Origin of the sequence: Deminuibacter soli (assembly GCF_003412455.1) — a bacterium.
GTDB lineage: Bacteria > Bacteroidota > Bacteroidia > Chitinophagales > Chitinophagaceae > Deminuibacter > Deminuibacter soli.
Window position 1 is genome coordinate 148,885 of record NZ_QTJU01000011.1, and the last position, 15,541, is coordinate 164,425.

The following is a 15,541-nucleotide window of genomic DNA, read 5'->3' on the forward strand; positions in this document are numbered from 1 at the left end:
GTGTTACTTTTCCAGCAATGCAAACACTTCCCTCAGTACCGCTTTATCATCAAACGGGTGTTTTACCCCGTTGATATCCTGGTATTTCTCATGTCCTTTACCGGCTACCAGGATAATGTCTTCTCTCCCTGCCAGGCTCACCGCGGTTTTTATCGCTTCCTTCCTGTCGAGTATGGATATGGTTTTTCGTTTCGCCGCTATGTTCAGTCCTGCTTCCATATCGTTTAAAATAGCCTGCGGATCTTCTGTGCGCGGGTTATCGCTTGTCATAATAACCCTGTCACTTAACTCCGCAGCCACCTTTGCCATTATCGGGCGTTTGGTTTTATCCCTGTCGCCACCGCAACCCACAACGGTAATAATCTGTTCATGCCCCTTGCGCAGTTTCTTAATGGTGCTCAGCACATTTTCCAGCGCATCGGGTGTATGTGCATAGTCAACAATTCCGATGATTTTCTGGCCGCTTACCATGTAGTCAAAACGACCTTCCGCGCCGGTAAGCATGCTCAGCACACGCAATACTTCTTCTTTGTTTTCGCCGAGGTTTACCGCGGCACCGTATACGGCCAGCAGGTTGTAGGCGTTGAACTCGCCAATCAGGCGAAAATGCACTTCCTTCTCATTCACCATCATCACTAAACCGGTCAATGCATTTTCCAGTATCCTGCCTTTAAACTCAGCCATGGTTTTAAGGCTGTAATAATATTTTTTTGCTACCGTATTCTGCAGCATCACCATACCACGCTTATCATCGAGGTTGGAGATAGCAAATGCATCTGAACCGAGGTTATCAAAAAACGATTTCTTTACACGGATGTATTCTTCAAAGGTTTTATGATAATCGAGGTGGTCATGTGTAATGTTACTGAACAGTGCACCGGTAAAATGCAAGCCGGTAATGCGGTGCTGGTGTATGGCATGACTGCTGCATTCCATAAACACATGTGTGCAACCTGCATCGAGCATTTGTTTCAGCAATGCGTTCAGGCTTACCGCGTCGGGCGTTGTATGTGTGGCCGGAACAATAACACCTGCTATTTTATTCTCAACCGTACTTACAAGGCCGCATTTGTGGCCCAGCTCAGTAAACAGGTTGTACAGCACAGTAGCAATGGTGGTTTTGCCATTGGTGCCTGTAACACCCACCAGTTTCAGGTGTGCAGAAGGTTCACCATAAAAATGATGCGCCATGTAAGCAACCGCTTCGTGTGTGTTCTGTACCTGTATATAAGTAATACCCGCTTGCAATTGTGCAGGCATGGCTTCGCAAACAATGGCAATGGCACCCAGCTCAATGGCTTTTTCTATAAACAGGTGCCCGTCTGCCTGCGCACCACGTATGGCCACAAACACCGATCCGTCGGTTACCCGGCGTGAATCGATTTGTATGTCCTTTACCTCCAGTGCAGTATTTCCGTTTACTGACTGCAGGGGAACCTTGTATAATATGTCCTGTAGTGTGCTCAAGCGTTTTTATTTTTTATCAGCTTAATTCAGCTGAAGATTAACTATCTGTCCTTTTGCAACCGGCTGCCCGGCCATAATTGATTGCCCGGCTACCTTGCCCCTTCCCTTAACCGTTACTTTCAGTCCCATGTTTTCGCAGGCGTACAAAGCATCTTTCAAACCCATTCCTTCCAGTTGCGGCATTTGCTTGTTGCCTACGGTGAAATCTGCCACGGTTGGCTTATCCTGCCTGCGGTACACCTTGGCCCAGTCGCTGTTCCCTGCTCCTGAATCGGCACTGCTGATCTGCAGCGTATTAAACAGGGCTTTCATTTCTTTGCGCATACCGGTGTAGCTGTAATAGTTACTATCCGGTTTGCTGATGATGGCCATTTGCACAGGTGCACTTTGTTTTACATACATCGCATACAACCTGTCGGATATTTCCCTGAACACCGGCCCTGCCAGTGCACCGCCAAAATGCACAATTGCATGTGGTTTTGTTTTAATTACCACGATGCAGGTGTACTGCGGGTTATCAGCAGGGAAGTAACCAACAAACGATGCCTGGTATACACCATCATCGTATCCGAACTTACCATCGGCCACATTGGCCGTACCGGTTTTGCCGGCAACAGTATAGGGCGATCCTTTAAACAAAGCCATGGCTGTACCTTCGGTAACCACAGCACGCATACATTCCTGCGCATCTTTTATTACTGCAGGTTTTACAAAATTTTCCTGCAGCACAGTTGGTTCAAACTGCTTTACCACGGCACCATCGTTCACCACACTGCTCACGAGGTAAGGCTTCATCATTACCCCGTTGTTGGCAATGGCATTGTACAGGGTGAGTGTTTGCAGCGGTGTTACCTGTATGGCATAACCAAAACTCATGGTTACCATTGCATGCAGCCCTTCATTGTTCCTGCTCATTTTCGGCAGGCGCGGTTTCTCTTCTCCCAGCAGGTCAATACCGGTGAGGGTATCCAACCTGAACTTGTGCAGGTAAGTCCTGAACCTGTCTGGCCGGGATGCAAACTCCTTGAACGCAATTTTACCCATGCCTATATTTGAACTGTGCGCAAAACATTCTTTCACAGAAAGGACGGCCTTGGGATGCGGTTCTGCATCCACAATATTGCGTACGCCTACAAACGTGTTACCGGCCATCCCTACCTCTACCGGATCATTAATGGTGGTTCCACCATCGCTCAGTACAGATAAAAGCGTAGCCAGTTTAATGGTTGAGCCCGGTTCGGTTGCACGAAGGGCGTAATTATAATCTTCCCAGTAACTGCCATCAGTCCTGCGACCCAGGTTGGCGATGGCGCGTATTTTACCGGTTTTTGTTTCCATTACAATACAGGTACCATTGGCCGATTCGCTTTGCACCATGGTTTTCATGAGTGCATTTTCTGCGATATCCTGTATGTGTACATCCAGTGTGGTGATAATGTCTTTACCGTTTTCAGATTCCACCTGCAATTCATCATCTACCGGAACACTTACACCACCACCGATATAACGCACCAGCCTTTTGCCCTTGATACCACTGAGTATGCTGTCGTAGGTCATTTCCAAACCTACTTTAAACGAATCCCTGTCCAGCCCAATGGTTCTGAAAGCCAGCATCTGGTAAGGGTTTAAGCGAATGTTGCGTACTTCAGCAATAAAACCGCTTTTGTTTTTACCCAGGCGAACCAGCGGGAATGCACGCAACTGCTCGTATTCCCTGAAGCTGATTTTTCTTTTCAGCAAAAAATAACGGTCTTTCTCACGGTAGCCGTCTTTCAGCAGCTTGCGGTATTCCGCTTCCGTATGGTCTTTAAACAAAGCAGACAAACAAATACTCAGCGAATCAACGTTTTCCCTGAAGCGTTTACCGCTTTTGTCGCGCAGACCGTCTGCGGCGAAATCGATATAAATATCAAACTGCGGAATGCTGGTGCTCAGCATCTGCCCGTCTTCACTATAAATGGTGCCGCGTTCGGCGTCTATTTCTTCTATGTGCTGGTGCAGGCTGTCGCTCATGCTGCGCCAGTACCTGCCCTGTACCTGCTGAATGTAAAACGCCTTCCCGATAATGAGCACGCATACCACAGCTACTACCATGTAGCAGAGATACACACGCCATAATATGTCACGCTTTACTTCCACAATTACTTTCTCCTTTTTTCAACAGCGTTTATTGCAAGTTGTACGGGATACCTACGTTAAACTGCGCCTGCCTTGTTAATCCTTTTTATCACCGCTTTTTTCCAGCACAATGCGTACGGGCGGCACACTATCTATTTTTAAACCCAGCGGTTCTGCTGCGCGTACTATTTCTGATTCACGGCTCCTGAACATCACTTCGCTTTTCAGCGTTTTGTATACGTACTGCAGCTCTTTCAGCTCTTTCCCGGTTTTATCTGCATCCCTGATGGTTTTATCTGCCATGTGCCCGTTGGCGATATACACCACTGCCAGCACTGCCAGGAACAGGAAGAAGCGGATATTACCCAGTATCCATTCATACCGGAAAAAGCGCTTCAGCGGATTTTTACCGGCACTACCGTTTTGTATTTGCTCCTGCTGTTCACTCATATTCTTTTTTTTCCGCCGGTATTTATACTCTTTCTGCTACTCTCAGTTTTGCGCTTCGTGAGCGTGGATTCTTTTTCAATTCCTCTTCCGATGCTGATACAGGTTTTTTAGTAACCGGTTTCAGCAATACGGTTTTTTGTGTAGGCAGCAGCGGGTTGTCATCTTCCTCTTCAAATGTGCCCTGCCTGAAAAAGTTTTTCACGAGCCTGTCTTCGATAGAGTGGAAGGTGATCACCGCAAACCTGCCACCAGGCTTTAGCACTTCAACTCCCTGCTGCAGCATATCGCGCAGTGCCCCCATTTCATCGTTCACTTCAATACGCAGCGCCTGGAAAACCTGCGCCAGGTATTTGTTGGGATTGCCTTTCACCACCGGCTGCAACATGGCTTTAAAATTGGCTATGCTGCTAAGCGGCATATGCTGCCGTTGCTGCACAATGTGCTTCGCCAGTGTTTTTGAATTGGTCACTTCCCCGTATTGTTCAAATAACTTGTGTAATGCCTGTTCACTTAAAGTCTTCAGCACATCTACTGCGGTTGTTTCCTGGCGGCGATCCATTCTCATATCTAACGGGCCGTCAAACCTGGTAGAAAACCCCCGCTCTCCTTCATCAAACTGGTGACTGCTTACGCCCAAGTCGGCCAGTATACCATCCACCGCTGTGTGTTTGTACAAACGCAGAAAGCGTTGCAGGTGCCTGAAATTTTGCGGAACAAACAACACCCGCTCATCGGCAGGCACATTGCGTTGCGCATCGGCATCCTGGTCAAACACAATGAGCCGGCCGTTTTCGTTCAGCTGCTGCAAAATGCCGCGGCTGTGACCACCACCGCCAAACGTACAGTCTACATACACACCACCGGGTTTTATCGCCAACCCATCGAGCACTTCCCGGTACAGAACCGGAACGTGATACGAAGAACCCATCTCACCAGACTGTTCGCTCATGGATTTATTTTAAAACATTATTGTTTGATGATACTTAACCATTCCCCAACCCGCCCATTACTTCCTGAGCCAGGCTGCTGAAAGCGTTTGCCGAGAATGCTTCAAAGAGCTCTTTGTACTTAGCAGCATCCCATATTTCAATTTTATTGGTTGCTGCCACCAGTATGATATCTTTTGAAAGCCCCGCAAACTCTTTTAAAGTGGGCGGTAACAACAATCGCCCTGCGGCATCGAGCTCAACTTCTGAAGCGCCACCTAAAAACTGACGCCGGAAATCCCGTACTTTAGGGTCAAAATCGTTTAACTGGCTAATTTTTGCGTAAATGGGTTCCCAACTTTGTATAGGATATAAACTGAGGCATTTCTCAAACCCACGGTTAATAATGAAGCGGCCCTCCCCCTCCGGCAGCTGCTTCTTAAAGCCTGCCGGTAACAGGAAGCGCCCTTTTGCGTCGAGCGTAGCTTCATATTCACCGAGAAAACCAATCATTTATGTAGTTTGACTATACTTTCACCATTTATTACCACAAAATAACACTTTTTCCCACTTTCATGCCAACATTCGGACTGGCTATTTTTTCCACATGCCCGAAATGACTTAAACTCCCCTCAGTCAATGGCTTACAACGCCCATCCTGCGGCCTTCCTGTATTTTAGATGTGAATTACTGTGCATAACCTGTGGATAAGTAACGCATGGTTTTTTATCCGCCTGTCGGCCCCTCCGGCCATCTCCCACTTTTCAACATTTTGTCCGGCAACTGCCACCACAATTTCATTTTGCATTGCGGCAAATACACCTCTCAGCGCTAAATTGTACTTTCGCGCCATGCATTTACACCCCCGGCATATCAGCATAAAAGATTTTACCTACCATCTGCCCGACGAACGTATTGCCCGCTACCCGCTGGCCGAACGCGATGCCAGCAAACTGCTGGTGTACCGTAACGGTACTATCAGCGAGAGCAACTACCGGCATTTGCCGGATTTCATTCCCGCAGAAAGCCTGCTGCTGTTTAACAATACCAAGGTGGTAGAAGCAAGGCTGCTTTTTCAGAAATCTACCGGCAGCACCATTGAACTGTTTTGCCTGGAGCCGGGCGACAATTATCCTGACATTACCACGGCCATGCTGCAGAAAAAAAGTGTACGCTGGAAATGCCTGGTAGGCGGTGCAAAAAAATGGAAAGAAGGTGCGCTGGAAAAAACCATTACCATACACAACCACCCGGTGCTGGTGCAGGCGCATAAACTGGAAAAATCGGGCGACAGCTTCCTCATAGAATTTGAATGGGATGATGATTCGCTGAGTTTTGCCGAACTGCTGCATGCTGCAGGCGTGCTGCCTTTGCCTCCCTATTTAAACCGTGTAGCAGAAGAAGAAGACAAACAACGTTATCAAACCGTGTATGCCCGGCACGACGGATCGGTTGCAGCGCCCACAGCCGGGTTACATTTTACACCCGCACTGCAACAGGCACTGGCCAGCAAACAGGTACAGCAGCAATATGTAACACTGCATGTAGGCGCCGGCACATTTAAACCGGTGAAAAGCGAAACCCTGGAAGCGCATGAAATGCATGCCGAGTTTATGGATGTGCCTTTGCAGCTGATTGAACACATTGCCCATCACATTGAAACCATACAAAAGCCGGTGATCGCTGTAGGCACTACTTCGCTGCGTACCATTGAAAGTTTGTACTGGCTGGGCGTAGAAGTGTTGCAACAACCGCAACTGCAACCCGCCGCCATGCATGTACAGCAATGGGCCCCCTACCAAACACCACAGGCTGAAACAAGCACGGTTGCTGCATTGCAGGCACTTGCCGCATGGATGCGCACCAATGCACTGGAACGGCTGATTGTAAAAACACAGATTATTATTGCACCGGGTTACCGGTTAAAAGTGGCAGATGCACTAATCACCAATTTTCACCAGCCGCAATCAACTTTGCTGTTGCTGATTGCTGCTATCACGGGTGATAACTGGCGCACCATTTATAATTATGCCATGGAGCACGATTTCCGTTTCCTGAGTTATGGAGATGGAAGTTTGTTGTGGAAATAAGCCGCGTGAGCCGACACAATGGAATACCATTGGAACAATTGAACCTTTTAACTTTTGAACATTTTCAGGCTTCCTTGAGCAGGGGCATTTCTACGGTGAAGGTGCTGCCTTTGCCCAATACGCTGTCTACTTTTATTCTTCCCTTGTGAATATCGATTACAGTTTTAACATAGCTCATGCCTAAGCCAAAGCCTTTTACATTGTGCAGGTTGCCGGTATGGGCGCGGTAGAATTTTTCGAAGATGCGTTTCACCGTTTCCTTACTCATGCCGATGCCATTGTCTTCAATGCGGATGAGCAGGAATTTATTGCTGCTATGAGTGGTGATTTTGATAAGCAGGTTTTCCTTGGAGTATTTGATCGCGTTGTCAACCAGGTTGGAGATCAGGTTGGTGAAGTGTACTTCATCTGCTTCAATCAAATCGTTGGATGCATTGAGGTAAGTTTCAAGCCGTGCATTTTTTTGCTGTAACACCAGCGCAAAATTTTCCATTACATGGTTAATGATATCATGTGCATGCAGGCGTTCAAGGTTTAATTTCAATTCCTGTTTTTCCATGAGTGCGGCCTGCAGAATGGTTTCTACATGCTTGTTCATGCGCACATTCTCTTCCTTGATAATGCCATTGAAGTAGCCCATCTTCTGCGGGTCGTTCTGCACTTTTTCATTGCGCAATGCATCTACTGCAAGCGATATGGTGGCCAGCGGTGTTTTAAACTCATGCGTCATGTTGTTGATGAAATCGCTTTTGATTTCACTCAGCTTTTTCTGGTTGAGCATGGTTTTTACGGTGAGATAAAATGCGGCGATCAATATCAGTACAAACACACCCGAAGCAATGATCTGGGGTACAAGAGACTGCCATACCTGTGTTTTAACGTCGGGTATCAATATTACCAGGCGTTCTGAACCAACCAGTCCTTCCAGGTCGCTGCCGCTTTCGGGGCTGATGGGAATGGTGATCTGCGGATTGTTTTTGGTAGAATCGAGTATTGCGGTAGCAAAATTGCGGGATTGCATTTCGAGCAGCCAGCCTTCAGAATCATTAGCGGTGGCTACGGCAAATTCAAAACGCAGTTTGTGTAATCCCTTTTTGTCGAAGGCTTTTTTGAGCTTGTCGTATATTTCAAAATCGGTGTAACGCTCTGATATCTGGGGCGGTTTAATGATACCCAGTTCGTATTTGGGCGCCATGCGCAAACCCGGCAGCTGGCGGCTGTGCAGGTGTACGTGCACCTGGGCACCCGAAGCCTGCCTGCTTAAATCGTTGGCTACTTCAATGCCGGCATAATCAACATTTTGAAATAAATTTTGTTGCTGTACCTGTAACAGGTTCTTGAGCCAGGATATCTGGAAAACGATGATACCGGCTAAAGAAAGTGCAATTAATACAACAATGGCTGGAAAAACCTTCTTCATTGTTACAAACCTACAGGAATAGATTGAATAATGTATACGCCGGGCGTATCATTAACAACTTGTAAAGCTGTTTTTCAGGCCCTGTTTTTTCCTGAAATGAACCGAATATAGTAATTTACTGATATGGATGAAAGAGTATTACCCGGAACAATACTGATCGCGGACCCCTTCCTGAAAGATCCGAACTTTATGCGCACTGCCGTTTTTATTTGTGAGCACCAGTCGGAAGGCAGCTTTGGCTTTGTGCTGAACAGGAAGTATGATAAGGTAGTGGGCGACCTGGTAAATGATCTTGACGGCTGCCAGCTGCCGGTGTTTTATGGCGGACCGGTGCAAATGGATACCATTCACTTTATACACCAGCGGCCCGACCTGATACAGGGCGGTGTTGAAATTACCGATGGCATTTTCTGGGGCGGTGATTTTGCCACACTGGTAGAGCTGATACAGGAAGAGAAAATAAAGCCCCATCATATCCGTTTTTTTATTGGCTACAGCGGCTGGAGCGAAGGACAGCTGGCCGGGGAGCTGGAGGAAAAAAGCTGGCTCACCACTTCCGGCAACCGCAAGCTGGTATTTATGCCCGATGAAAACCAGATATGGCCTGAAGCACTGAAACAGATGGGCGGCGATTTTGAACAGCTGATCCACTACCCCATTGATCCGCAACTGAATTAATCAACTGCATTTTATATAAAAGGCTGTGTATCCTGTACCTTCCACTGTACAGTTTACACAGCCTTTGCCTTGCAGAAACCAGGTTACCGCAGCGGGAAATGCACGCCTGCCTGGAAATCGATGCTGTTGAGCGAGCCAACACCAAACCTGTTGTATGGTGCATAGTTGTAAACTGCCCCCAGGGTAATGCCTGCATCACTAAGCCTGCCAAAATTTATCTGCACACCTGCGCCACCCTGCGCAATAAAACGGCCTGCGGTATTCGAAGTTCCAAACTGGCCGAGGTATTGTTTATCGGTAATAAAATTTACACCGGCAGCTGCTGAAATGTAAGGCTGCACAATGCTGAGCTTGTTACCCAATGGTGTAAAAACGCCTTTGGCCATAAAGGGTGCGGTTTGTACAGAGTTGGATACCACGGCAGAAATATCTTCACCGGGTGCGGTGTGGTATGTGCTGCGCGGGTATTTCTGGTAATAATCCTGGTAACCGAAATACAGGCCTGCACTCCACTGCCTGTTGATATTGTACATCACATCACCGGCCACACCACGGGGCGAGCTGTTGGATATATAGTTGTTTTTAAAACTTCCTACCGGGTTGCTGTAGTTATAATACAGGTCAACTTTTAAACCTCCTTCCTGTGCTTTGGCCGATACAGCTGCCAGCAACAGTATACAGGCAGTAAGCACGATATTCATACGTTTCATAATGATGCTTTTGATTGATAGATATGCCAGTAATTATTTGTTGGTGAGATAGGGCGACTGTGTAAACAGCGCCTGCACCTGTGCATCGGCAACAGATGTGTTGAAGATGCCTGAGCCGCGTATAAGACCAGTCCAGATAATGTTGATCTCTTTTTTTGCCGCTGCATTTTTCAGATCAAGCAAATCCACACTCATGGCGCCTTCTGTAATGGAATACACACTGTAGCCATAATAAGGAATACCGTAACCATAACCGCCGTACCCGTAGTAAAAAGGATCCCAGTAGCCGCCGTAGTAATCCCAGTAATCACCATAACTGATTACACCGGAAGTGGTGTTGTAAATGCGGTTTACGTTTACTGCGAGGTCGGGGTTGGCGGTTCGTGCAACGTAGGTATAGCCCTGTTGCTGCATGTATTTTTTAACGGCAGCTAGGTAAGCCTGGTCTGTGCTGCCTGATTCCATTTTGTGCGACTGATCGCTGATCACCGCGACAGAATCGGAGATAGTGTAGGTGTTGTACGATTTAAAGTTGGCTGTTGAATCGAAGTTGGTGATGTAAATACGCGATTCATCCTGTGAAATGTGATCCAGTGGTTGTTTGGTGCAACCCGTTCCCGCAACTGCTGCTGCAAAAGCTGTGCATAGCAGTAAAATTCTAGTGCTCATAATGTCTGTTTTCGTTTTTAGGAGTACAAAACATATCTCAAAACCAGATACGTTATTAAGAACGAAAACAATGGGTATGGTTACATGCGCCTGCCTATTTTAAGAGAGTTTTAGCGCAAACGTTAAAGCACTATTAATATGCTTGGAGAATGAAGAGCCTGTTAAATTGTACTGCACCAGTGCACCGAGCAGCAACTCGTTATAAGCTCGCTGGCGTGCGTAGTTAAGCTCACCCTGTATGCCCACACGTTCATCAATTGCCGGTGCAGCCCGGCATTAAACTGCACCTTGGCCGGGAGCACTACTTTTTGTTCTTTGAACGATTGCTGCGGTGTGTTGCCTGCAGGCGGGTTGAAATATTAATCGCGCGGAAAATTAATGCATTTGGCTCATCTTATTACATTAACTCACCGTGAACGCATTAATTAAATCTGTAAATGACGAAGCCTTCCCGGATAACGGGGAAGGCTTCGTATTATTTAAAACAACAGGTAAAGTTAATCGATGGCTTCTGCGCCTTCTACCAGAACAGTTGCCTTGTTGTTGAGTACTTCTACAAAACCGCCATTGATGCTGTAGTGCACAAAATTGTTTTTGTCTTTCAGCACTTTTACGCGGCCCTTGCCCAAAGCGCTAACCAGTGGAGCGTGTTTGTCGAGCACTTCAAACAAACCGGAAATACCGGGCAGCTGAACGCCATACACTTCACCGCTGTAGAGCTTTTTTTCAGGAGTTAATATTTCTAATGTCATAACAATTTGAAATTTGTGATTTGACCATTTGAAAATGAAAGAGAAAAACCTTCGCGCTAAAATTTTCTCCAAAGGAGTTCATTGGACAAATTAGCACACTTCCACATTTTCAAATTAACCCTGTGCCTGAGCCTGTAATTTTTTACCTTTTTCGATGGCATCTTCCAGTGTACCCACCAGGTTGAATGCAGCTTCAGGATACTCGTCTACTTCACCGTCCATGATGGCGTTGAATGCGCGGATAGTATCGTCGATGCTAACAAATACACCTTTCAGACCGGTGAACTGTTCAGCTACGTGGAAAGGCTGTGACAGGAAACGCTGTACTTTACGTGCACGGGCAACGGTGAGTTTATCTTCGTCGCTCAGCTCGTCCATACCAAGGATGGCGATGATATCCTGCAGCTCTTTATAGCGCTGTAAGATCAGTTTTACACGGTTGGCGCAATCGTAGTGTTTGTCACCTACAACGGCCGGTGTAAGGATACGTGAAGTAGAATCCAGGGGATCTACCGCAGGGTAAATACCTAAGTCAGCGATTTTACGGCTTAATACCGTAGTCGCGTCAAGGTGAGCGAAGGTAGTTGCGGGAGCCGGATCGGTCAAGTCATCCGCAGGTACGTATACCGCCTGTACAGAGGTAATAGAACCGTTTTTAGTTGAAGTGATACGTTCCTGCATCAAACCCATTTCAGTAGCCAGTGTAGGCTGGTAACCCACCGCTGAAGGCATACGGCCCAGCAGGGCTGATACTTCAGAACCGGCCTGTGTGAAACGGAAGATATTATCTACGAAGAACAGGATGTCTTTACCTTTTCCAGTGCCGTCGCCGTCACGGAAGTATTCCGCGATGGTTAAGCCTGACAGGGCTACACGTGCACGTGCTCCGGGGGGTTCGTTCATCTGTCCGAAAACGAAAGTCGCTTTTGAATCTTTCAGTCCTTCCATGTCAACAGTGCTGAGATCCCAGCCACCTTCTTCCATGGAGTGAACGAATTTATCGCCGTATTTCATAATGCCGGCTTCAATCATTTCGCGCAGCAGGTCATTCCCTTCACGGGTTCTTTCACCTACACCTGCAAACACTGACAAACCACCGTGACCTTTGGCGATGTTGTTGATGAGCTCCTGAATCAATACGGTTTTACCTACACCCGCACCGCCGAACAGACCAATTTTACCACCTTTCGCATAAGGTTCGATGAGGTCGATTACCTTGATACCGGTAAACAGTACTTCGGTAGCTGTGCTCAGCTCTTCAAATTTGGGAGGTAAGGCGTGGATGGCGCGGCCATTGGTTTTATCAACGGCAGGTAAACCATCAATAGGGTCACCGGTTACGTTAAACAGACGGCCATTGATGCCTTCACCGGTAGGCATTGCGATAGCCCTTCCGGTATCTCTTACTTCCAGGCCGCGAACAAGCCCTTCCGTACCGTCCATTGCAATGGTACGCACGCTGTCTTCACCCAGGTGCTGCTGTACTTCCAGTACCAGCTTGTCACCATTTTCCTTTGTGAGTTCCAGGGCGTTGTAGATTTCGGGGAGTGTGCCCTCGAACTGTACGTCTACCACCGCACCGATGATCTGTTTGATCTTACCTTTATTAGCCATATATTAATTGAGTAAGGTTTTGAATGAACAGGGTTCTTACTTATATGAAATGTTCTTTTTCAATTTGGCGGCAAAGGTAAGGGAATAGGTGTTTGAAAGAAAAAAAGCGACGGGATAAATTTAAATTGTTTGATGGTTTTTGTGGTTTTATGGCTGGTTTTTGGGGGAAATGGCGTAAAAAAGGGTTTCAGTAGGGTAAAATTCCAGGGAGGCTATTTCCCCCGGCATTATTCCCCAAAAGAAACCCCACCCCGAAGGAACCCTATGGACAAAGAAATTTTACGAGAGCGAAGGAATAGGGCGGGCGCTTTCTGTTCTATGCGATTTTTCTTAGTTTTGTCTAAATGATCGCTGATGACATCCGCCAAAAACTTCAAAATATCATTCGAGGAGAACTCCAGGAGAGGCCGGGAGATTCTTGCACAGCAATCAGAAATCTCCTATGCCAAAGCTTTGGAACAAGTGCAACGAATAAAAGCGAATTCGCGGATCGCGCAATCCTCAAAGAAAAGCAAACTGGCTTCCTAAAAAATCATACTCAAAACAACCATCTCTGGCTAAATAAACTCCCCTCTGGCAGCAGGCGTATTGCTGCCGGTGGAGAATCTATTGTTTATCTGGCACATACCGGACGACAAGTTATCAAAACCAATGACGCGAGCTACTATGCCACGTGGACAGAGTTTTTTACCAGCCTGTGCCTGCATAATTTATTTTTTCCTAATACAGGATATTCACTGTTAGGCTTTACAGAAAATGAAAATCAGCTCCTGGCTGTGTTGCAACAACCCTTTATTGAAGGCGAAAATGCAGCATTGGAGGCTATTGAAGAACTTTTGAATTTTAACGGCTTTGCGAAAAGCAGGCGCCAGGACTATTATAATAATGAATTTAACCTGGCACTTGAAGATATGCATGATGAAAATGTTCTTAACCAGGGCGATATCTTATTTTTTATTGATACGGTATTCTACATAATGGGGTAAATCACACGCACTTACATGCCTGAAACATACTCATTCACTCTAGTGGAGTATATGCTTGTCAATAATATAACGGGTAATCTGCCTGAGGCGTAGTTGATTGTATATTGGGTGGAAGCCGCTGGAAGTGTAATATTCTAAACTATCACGGTTGACCTTCACATACCACACAAAACCTATTGACTTATAAGTAATTGTATCCCATTGAACTATTCGCTTAAAATTGTTAAGTATTGCTGTATCAAGCGGTACCCGGTTAAACGTGTCACCGGTACCCGGATTGCAGGCAATAACTTCGTAATGATCTCCTGTCCAGTGCATGCATTGCCCGGGAACTAGGTGCTTGTTAGTAGTATCATTATTATCGGTCGGCAGGGTTGCTGCCATTTGTGTATTACTAGCCCGCCACAGGTGAAACAAGGTAAAGCCACCTACCGCCACTAGTAAAAGTGCAACCGCTGCTATTATGCTCCTGATTTTGGAAGACGGGTGTGGTTTGCCGGGTATTATTGTGGGTGGGTTAACGGCTTCTGGCTTCTTTGTTTCTCCTTCCTCTTTCACACCTTCAGCGATAACGTCTGCTTCTTTCTCTGTTTCCTCTATCTCTTCAAAAATTTCTTTTTCCTCCTCTTTAATGACATATTTTTTTCCGTATTCGAAGGGTCTTGGCTCAAAGTCGATCAGCCAGGCCAACAACTCTATATTCTTCTTACTTGTACTCTTGGTTTCTTGTTTCAAATAGTTTACAAGTGACTTGAACAGGTCTGTTTTGTATTGATCAATCGCTGTTAAATACCCTTTCAGGTCGTCATTTTTTCCAAACACAGCCACCAATATTTTCTCATCTTTTTTTCTAAAGCGCACATTGCAGACAGCGGCGCATTCAGTTTTTAATTGACCGGGTGTAGGCTCAGTTAAACTTACCGGGAGCACATTGGCAGTCTTTTTTTTCTGGTAGTCCTGCCATACCAGCAATTCATAATCGGGAAACATTTCAGTATTTATAAGGATTTACTAACGGAATTATCGGAATCTCACCGGAATTACCGGAATCTGAAAGGAATGACCGGAATTACCGGAACAACCTTAGGATCAACCACTTACACCGTCCTATCTTCGTTTTCGAAATTCATCGGACGCCTGCCTGGCTAATGGGCGCCCACTGTACAAATGAATTTCAGCGGGCTGCGGAAGCAGCGGTTTGTACCCGGCCTGGGAAGCGTTTATAAGCTTCTGCCCCAAGGCCCGCATTCTTCCCAAACAAAGCAAGAAGCGCTTCTTGCTTACCTCCTCAACGTTGCACCGGCACTTTGCTGCCGGGTGTAACACCTTTTCTAATTCCAAAAAATCAAAAACAATGTTCCAGCTTTTTATAGCCATGGTTATGGCACTCGCATGCCCTAATCATAACCACACAACAACCGTTCGTACCAACTCAGAAGCAACCGCGGATACCGGTGGCGAAACAGGTCATATACCGCCTAAACCACCAACCAACCCTCCCGGCAACTAAGCTTCCCGGTGTATTCATTATGATAAGAGGCTGTCTCAAAAGATGAAGTGCCCCCTTAAAGTTAGACGCTTTTAGGGGGCACTTCAAGAAAGAGGCAGCCTCATTTTGTTTTTATAGTTATACACCTGATCTGGATATTTTTTCGTTGCAG

General features: G+C 46.5%; 15 protein-coding genes. 4 read left to right on the forward strand and 11 right to left on the reverse strand.

Annotated elements, in window-relative coordinates:
- Positions 1-3 precede the first annotated feature (3 nt).
- From DXN05_RS21660 to mraZ, 5 genes are all read right to left on the reverse strand, one after another.
- A complete protein-coding gene (locus DXN05_RS21660) occupies positions 4-1,467 on the reverse strand; it encodes a UDP-N-acetylmuramoyl-L-alanyl-D-glutamate--2,6-diaminopimelate ligase (protein ID WP_116849385.1) in 1,464 nt (487 codons plus the stop codon).
- A gap of 21 nt (positions 1,468-1,488) precedes the next feature.
- On the reverse strand, positions 1,489-3,606 hold the full coding sequence (locus tag DXN05_RS21665; RefSeq protein ID WP_116849386.1) for a penicillin-binding protein: 2,118 nt from the start codon (positions 3,604-3,606) through the stop codon (positions 1,489-1,491).
- Between the two features lie 75 nt (positions 3,607-3,681).
- Positions 3,682-4,035 carry an FtsL-like putative cell division protein gene (locus tag DXN05_RS21670; protein ID WP_116849387.1) on the reverse strand — a complete coding sequence of 118 codons (354 nt, stop codon included), beginning with the start codon at positions 4,033-4,035 and terminating at the stop codon, positions 3,682-3,684.
- A gap of 22 nt (positions 4,036-4,057) precedes the next feature.
- Positions 4,058-4,984 carry a 16S rRNA (cytosine(1402)-N(4))-methyltransferase RsmH gene (gene rsmH, locus DXN05_RS21675; protein WP_116849388.1) on the reverse strand — a complete coding sequence of 309 codons (927 nt, stop codon included), beginning with the start codon at positions 4,982-4,984 and terminating at the stop codon, positions 4,058-4,060.
- Positions 4,985-5,018: 34 nt separating this feature from the next.
- Complete coding sequence (gene mraZ / locus DXN05_RS21680) at positions 5,019-5,474, reverse strand: division/cell wall cluster transcriptional repressor MraZ (RefSeq protein ID WP_116849389.1); 456 nt, start codon at positions 5,472-5,474, stop codon at positions 5,019-5,021.
- 338 nt (positions 5,475-5,812) lie between these two features.
- Here mraZ and DXN05_RS21685 point away from each other — a divergent pair, with 338 nt between their 5' ends.
- Positions 5,813-7,051 (forward strand): S-adenosylmethionine:tRNA ribosyltransferase-isomerase, encoded by a 1,239-nt coding sequence (locus DXN05_RS21685; protein WP_116849390.1) that lies wholly within the window; start codon positions 5,813-5,815, stop codon positions 7,049-7,051.
- A 64-nt stretch (positions 7,052-7,115) separates the two neighbouring features.
- Here DXN05_RS21685 and DXN05_RS21690 read toward each other — a convergent pair whose 3' ends face one another.
- Positions 7,116-8,471 (reverse strand): sensor histidine kinase, encoded by a 1,356-nt coding sequence (locus DXN05_RS21690; RefSeq protein ID WP_116849391.1) that lies wholly within the window; start codon positions 8,469-8,471, stop codon positions 7,116-7,118.
- Positions 8,472-8,594: 123 nt separating this feature from the next.
- On the opposite strand from DXN05_RS21690, the gene DXN05_RS21695 reads away from it, so the two are divergent.
- Complete coding sequence (locus DXN05_RS21695; RefSeq protein ID WP_116849392.1) at positions 8,595-9,149, forward strand: YqgE/AlgH family protein; 555 nt, start codon at positions 8,595-8,597, stop codon at positions 9,147-9,149.
- An 83-nt stretch (positions 9,150-9,232) separates the two neighbouring features.
- On the opposite strand, the gene DXN05_RS21700 is transcribed toward DXN05_RS21695, so the two are convergent.
- From DXN05_RS21700 to atpD, 4 genes are all read right to left on the reverse strand, one after another.
- Positions 9,233-9,859, reverse strand: coding sequence for an outer membrane beta-barrel protein (locus tag DXN05_RS21700; RefSeq protein ID WP_116849393.1), 627 nt, complete (start codon positions 9,857-9,859; stop codon positions 9,233-9,235).
- 33 nt (positions 9,860-9,892) lie between these two features.
- The gene (locus DXN05_RS21705; RefSeq protein ID WP_116849394.1) at positions 9,893-10,528 is read right to left on the reverse strand and encodes a DUF4136 domain-containing protein; all 636 of its coding nucleotides are present in this window, start codon (positions 10,526-10,528) and stop codon (positions 9,893-9,895) included.
- Positions 10,529-11,025: 497 nt separating this feature from the next.
- The gene (gene atpC, locus DXN05_RS21710; protein WP_116849395.1) at positions 11,026-11,280 is read right to left on the reverse strand and encodes an ATP synthase F1 subunit epsilon; all 255 of its coding nucleotides are present in this window, start codon (positions 11,278-11,280) and stop codon (positions 11,026-11,028) included.
- 114 nt (positions 11,281-11,394) lie between these two features.
- Positions 11,395-12,894, reverse strand: a complete 1,500-nt coding sequence (gene atpD, locus DXN05_RS21715) for a F0F1 ATP synthase subunit beta (RefSeq protein WP_116849396.1) — start codon at positions 12,892-12,894, stop codon at positions 11,395-11,397.
- Positions 12,895-13,238: 344 nt separating this feature from the next.
- On the opposite strand from atpD, the gene DXN05_RS21720 reads away from it, so the two are divergent.
- A complete protein-coding gene (locus tag DXN05_RS21720) occupies positions 13,239-13,880 on the forward strand; it encodes a putative polyvalent protein kinase domain-containing protein (protein WP_116849397.1) in 642 nt (213 codons plus the stop codon).
- Positions 13,881-13,919: 39 nt separating this feature from the next.
- Here DXN05_RS21720 and DXN05_RS21725 read toward each other — a convergent pair whose 3' ends face one another.
- Positions 13,920-14,870, reverse strand: a complete 951-nt coding sequence (locus DXN05_RS21725) for a hypothetical protein (protein ID WP_116849398.1) — start codon at positions 14,868-14,870, stop codon at positions 13,920-13,922.
- 364 nt (positions 14,871-15,234) lie between these two features.
- On the opposite strand from DXN05_RS21725, the gene DXN05_RS24785 reads away from it, so the two are divergent.
- Positions 15,235-15,390 (forward strand): hypothetical protein, encoded by a 156-nt coding sequence (locus DXN05_RS24785; protein WP_158559394.1) that lies wholly within the window; start codon positions 15,235-15,237, stop codon positions 15,388-15,390.
- Positions 15,391-15,541 lie beyond the last annotated feature (151 nt).

What these genes read in the sequence shown, in the direction of transcription:
- DXN05_RS24785 (WP_158559394.1), top strand. Translation starts at nt 15,235, where the DNA reads ATGTTCCAGCTTTTTATAGCCATGGTTATGGCACTCGCATGCCCTAAT.
- DXN05_RS21690 (WP_116849391.1), bottom strand. Translation starts at nt 8,471, where the DNA reads ATGAAGAAGGTTTTTCCAGCCATTGTTGTATTAATTGCACTTTCTTTA.
- DXN05_RS21700 (WP_116849393.1), bottom strand. Translation starts at nt 9,859, where the DNA reads ATGAAACGTATGAATATCGTGCTTACTGCCTGTATACTGTTGCTGGCA.
- DXN05_RS21695 (WP_116849392.1), top strand. Translation starts at nt 8,595, where the DNA reads ATGGATGAAAGAGTATTACCCGGAACAATACTGATCGCGGACCCCTTC.
- DXN05_RS21705 (WP_116849394.1), bottom strand. Translation starts at nt 10,528, where the DNA reads ATGAGCACTAGAATTTTACTGCTATGCACAGCTTTTGCAGCAGCAGTT.
- rsmH (WP_116849388.1), bottom strand. Translation starts at nt 4,984, where the DNA reads ATGAGCGAACAGTCTGGTGAGATGGGTTCTTCGTATCACGTTCCGGTT.
- atpC (WP_116849395.1), bottom strand. Translation starts at nt 11,280, where the DNA reads ATGACATTAGAAATATTAACTCCTGAAAAAAAGCTCTACAGCGGTGAA.
- DXN05_RS21720 (WP_116849397.1), top strand. Translation starts at nt 13,239, where the DNA reads ATGATCGCTGATGACATCCGCCAAAAACTTCAAAATATCATTCGAGGA.
- DXN05_RS21670 (WP_116849387.1), bottom strand. Translation starts at nt 4,035, where the DNA reads ATGAGTGAACAGCAGGAGCAAATACAAAACGGTAGTGCCGGTAAAAAT.
- DXN05_RS21725 (WP_116849398.1), bottom strand. Translation starts at nt 14,870, where the DNA reads ATGTTTCCCGATTATGAATTGCTGGTATGGCAGGACTACCAGAAAAAA.
- DXN05_RS21685 (WP_116849390.1), top strand. Translation starts at nt 5,813, where the DNA reads ATGCATTTACACCCCCGGCATATCAGCATAAAAGATTTTACCTACCAT.
- atpD (WP_116849396.1), bottom strand. Translation starts at nt 12,894, where the DNA reads ATGGCTAATAAAGGTAAGATCAAACAGATCATCGGTGCGGTGGTAGAC.
- mraZ (WP_116849389.1), bottom strand. Translation starts at nt 5,474, where the DNA reads ATGATTGGTTTTCTCGGTGAATATGAAGCTACGCTCGACGCAAAAGGG.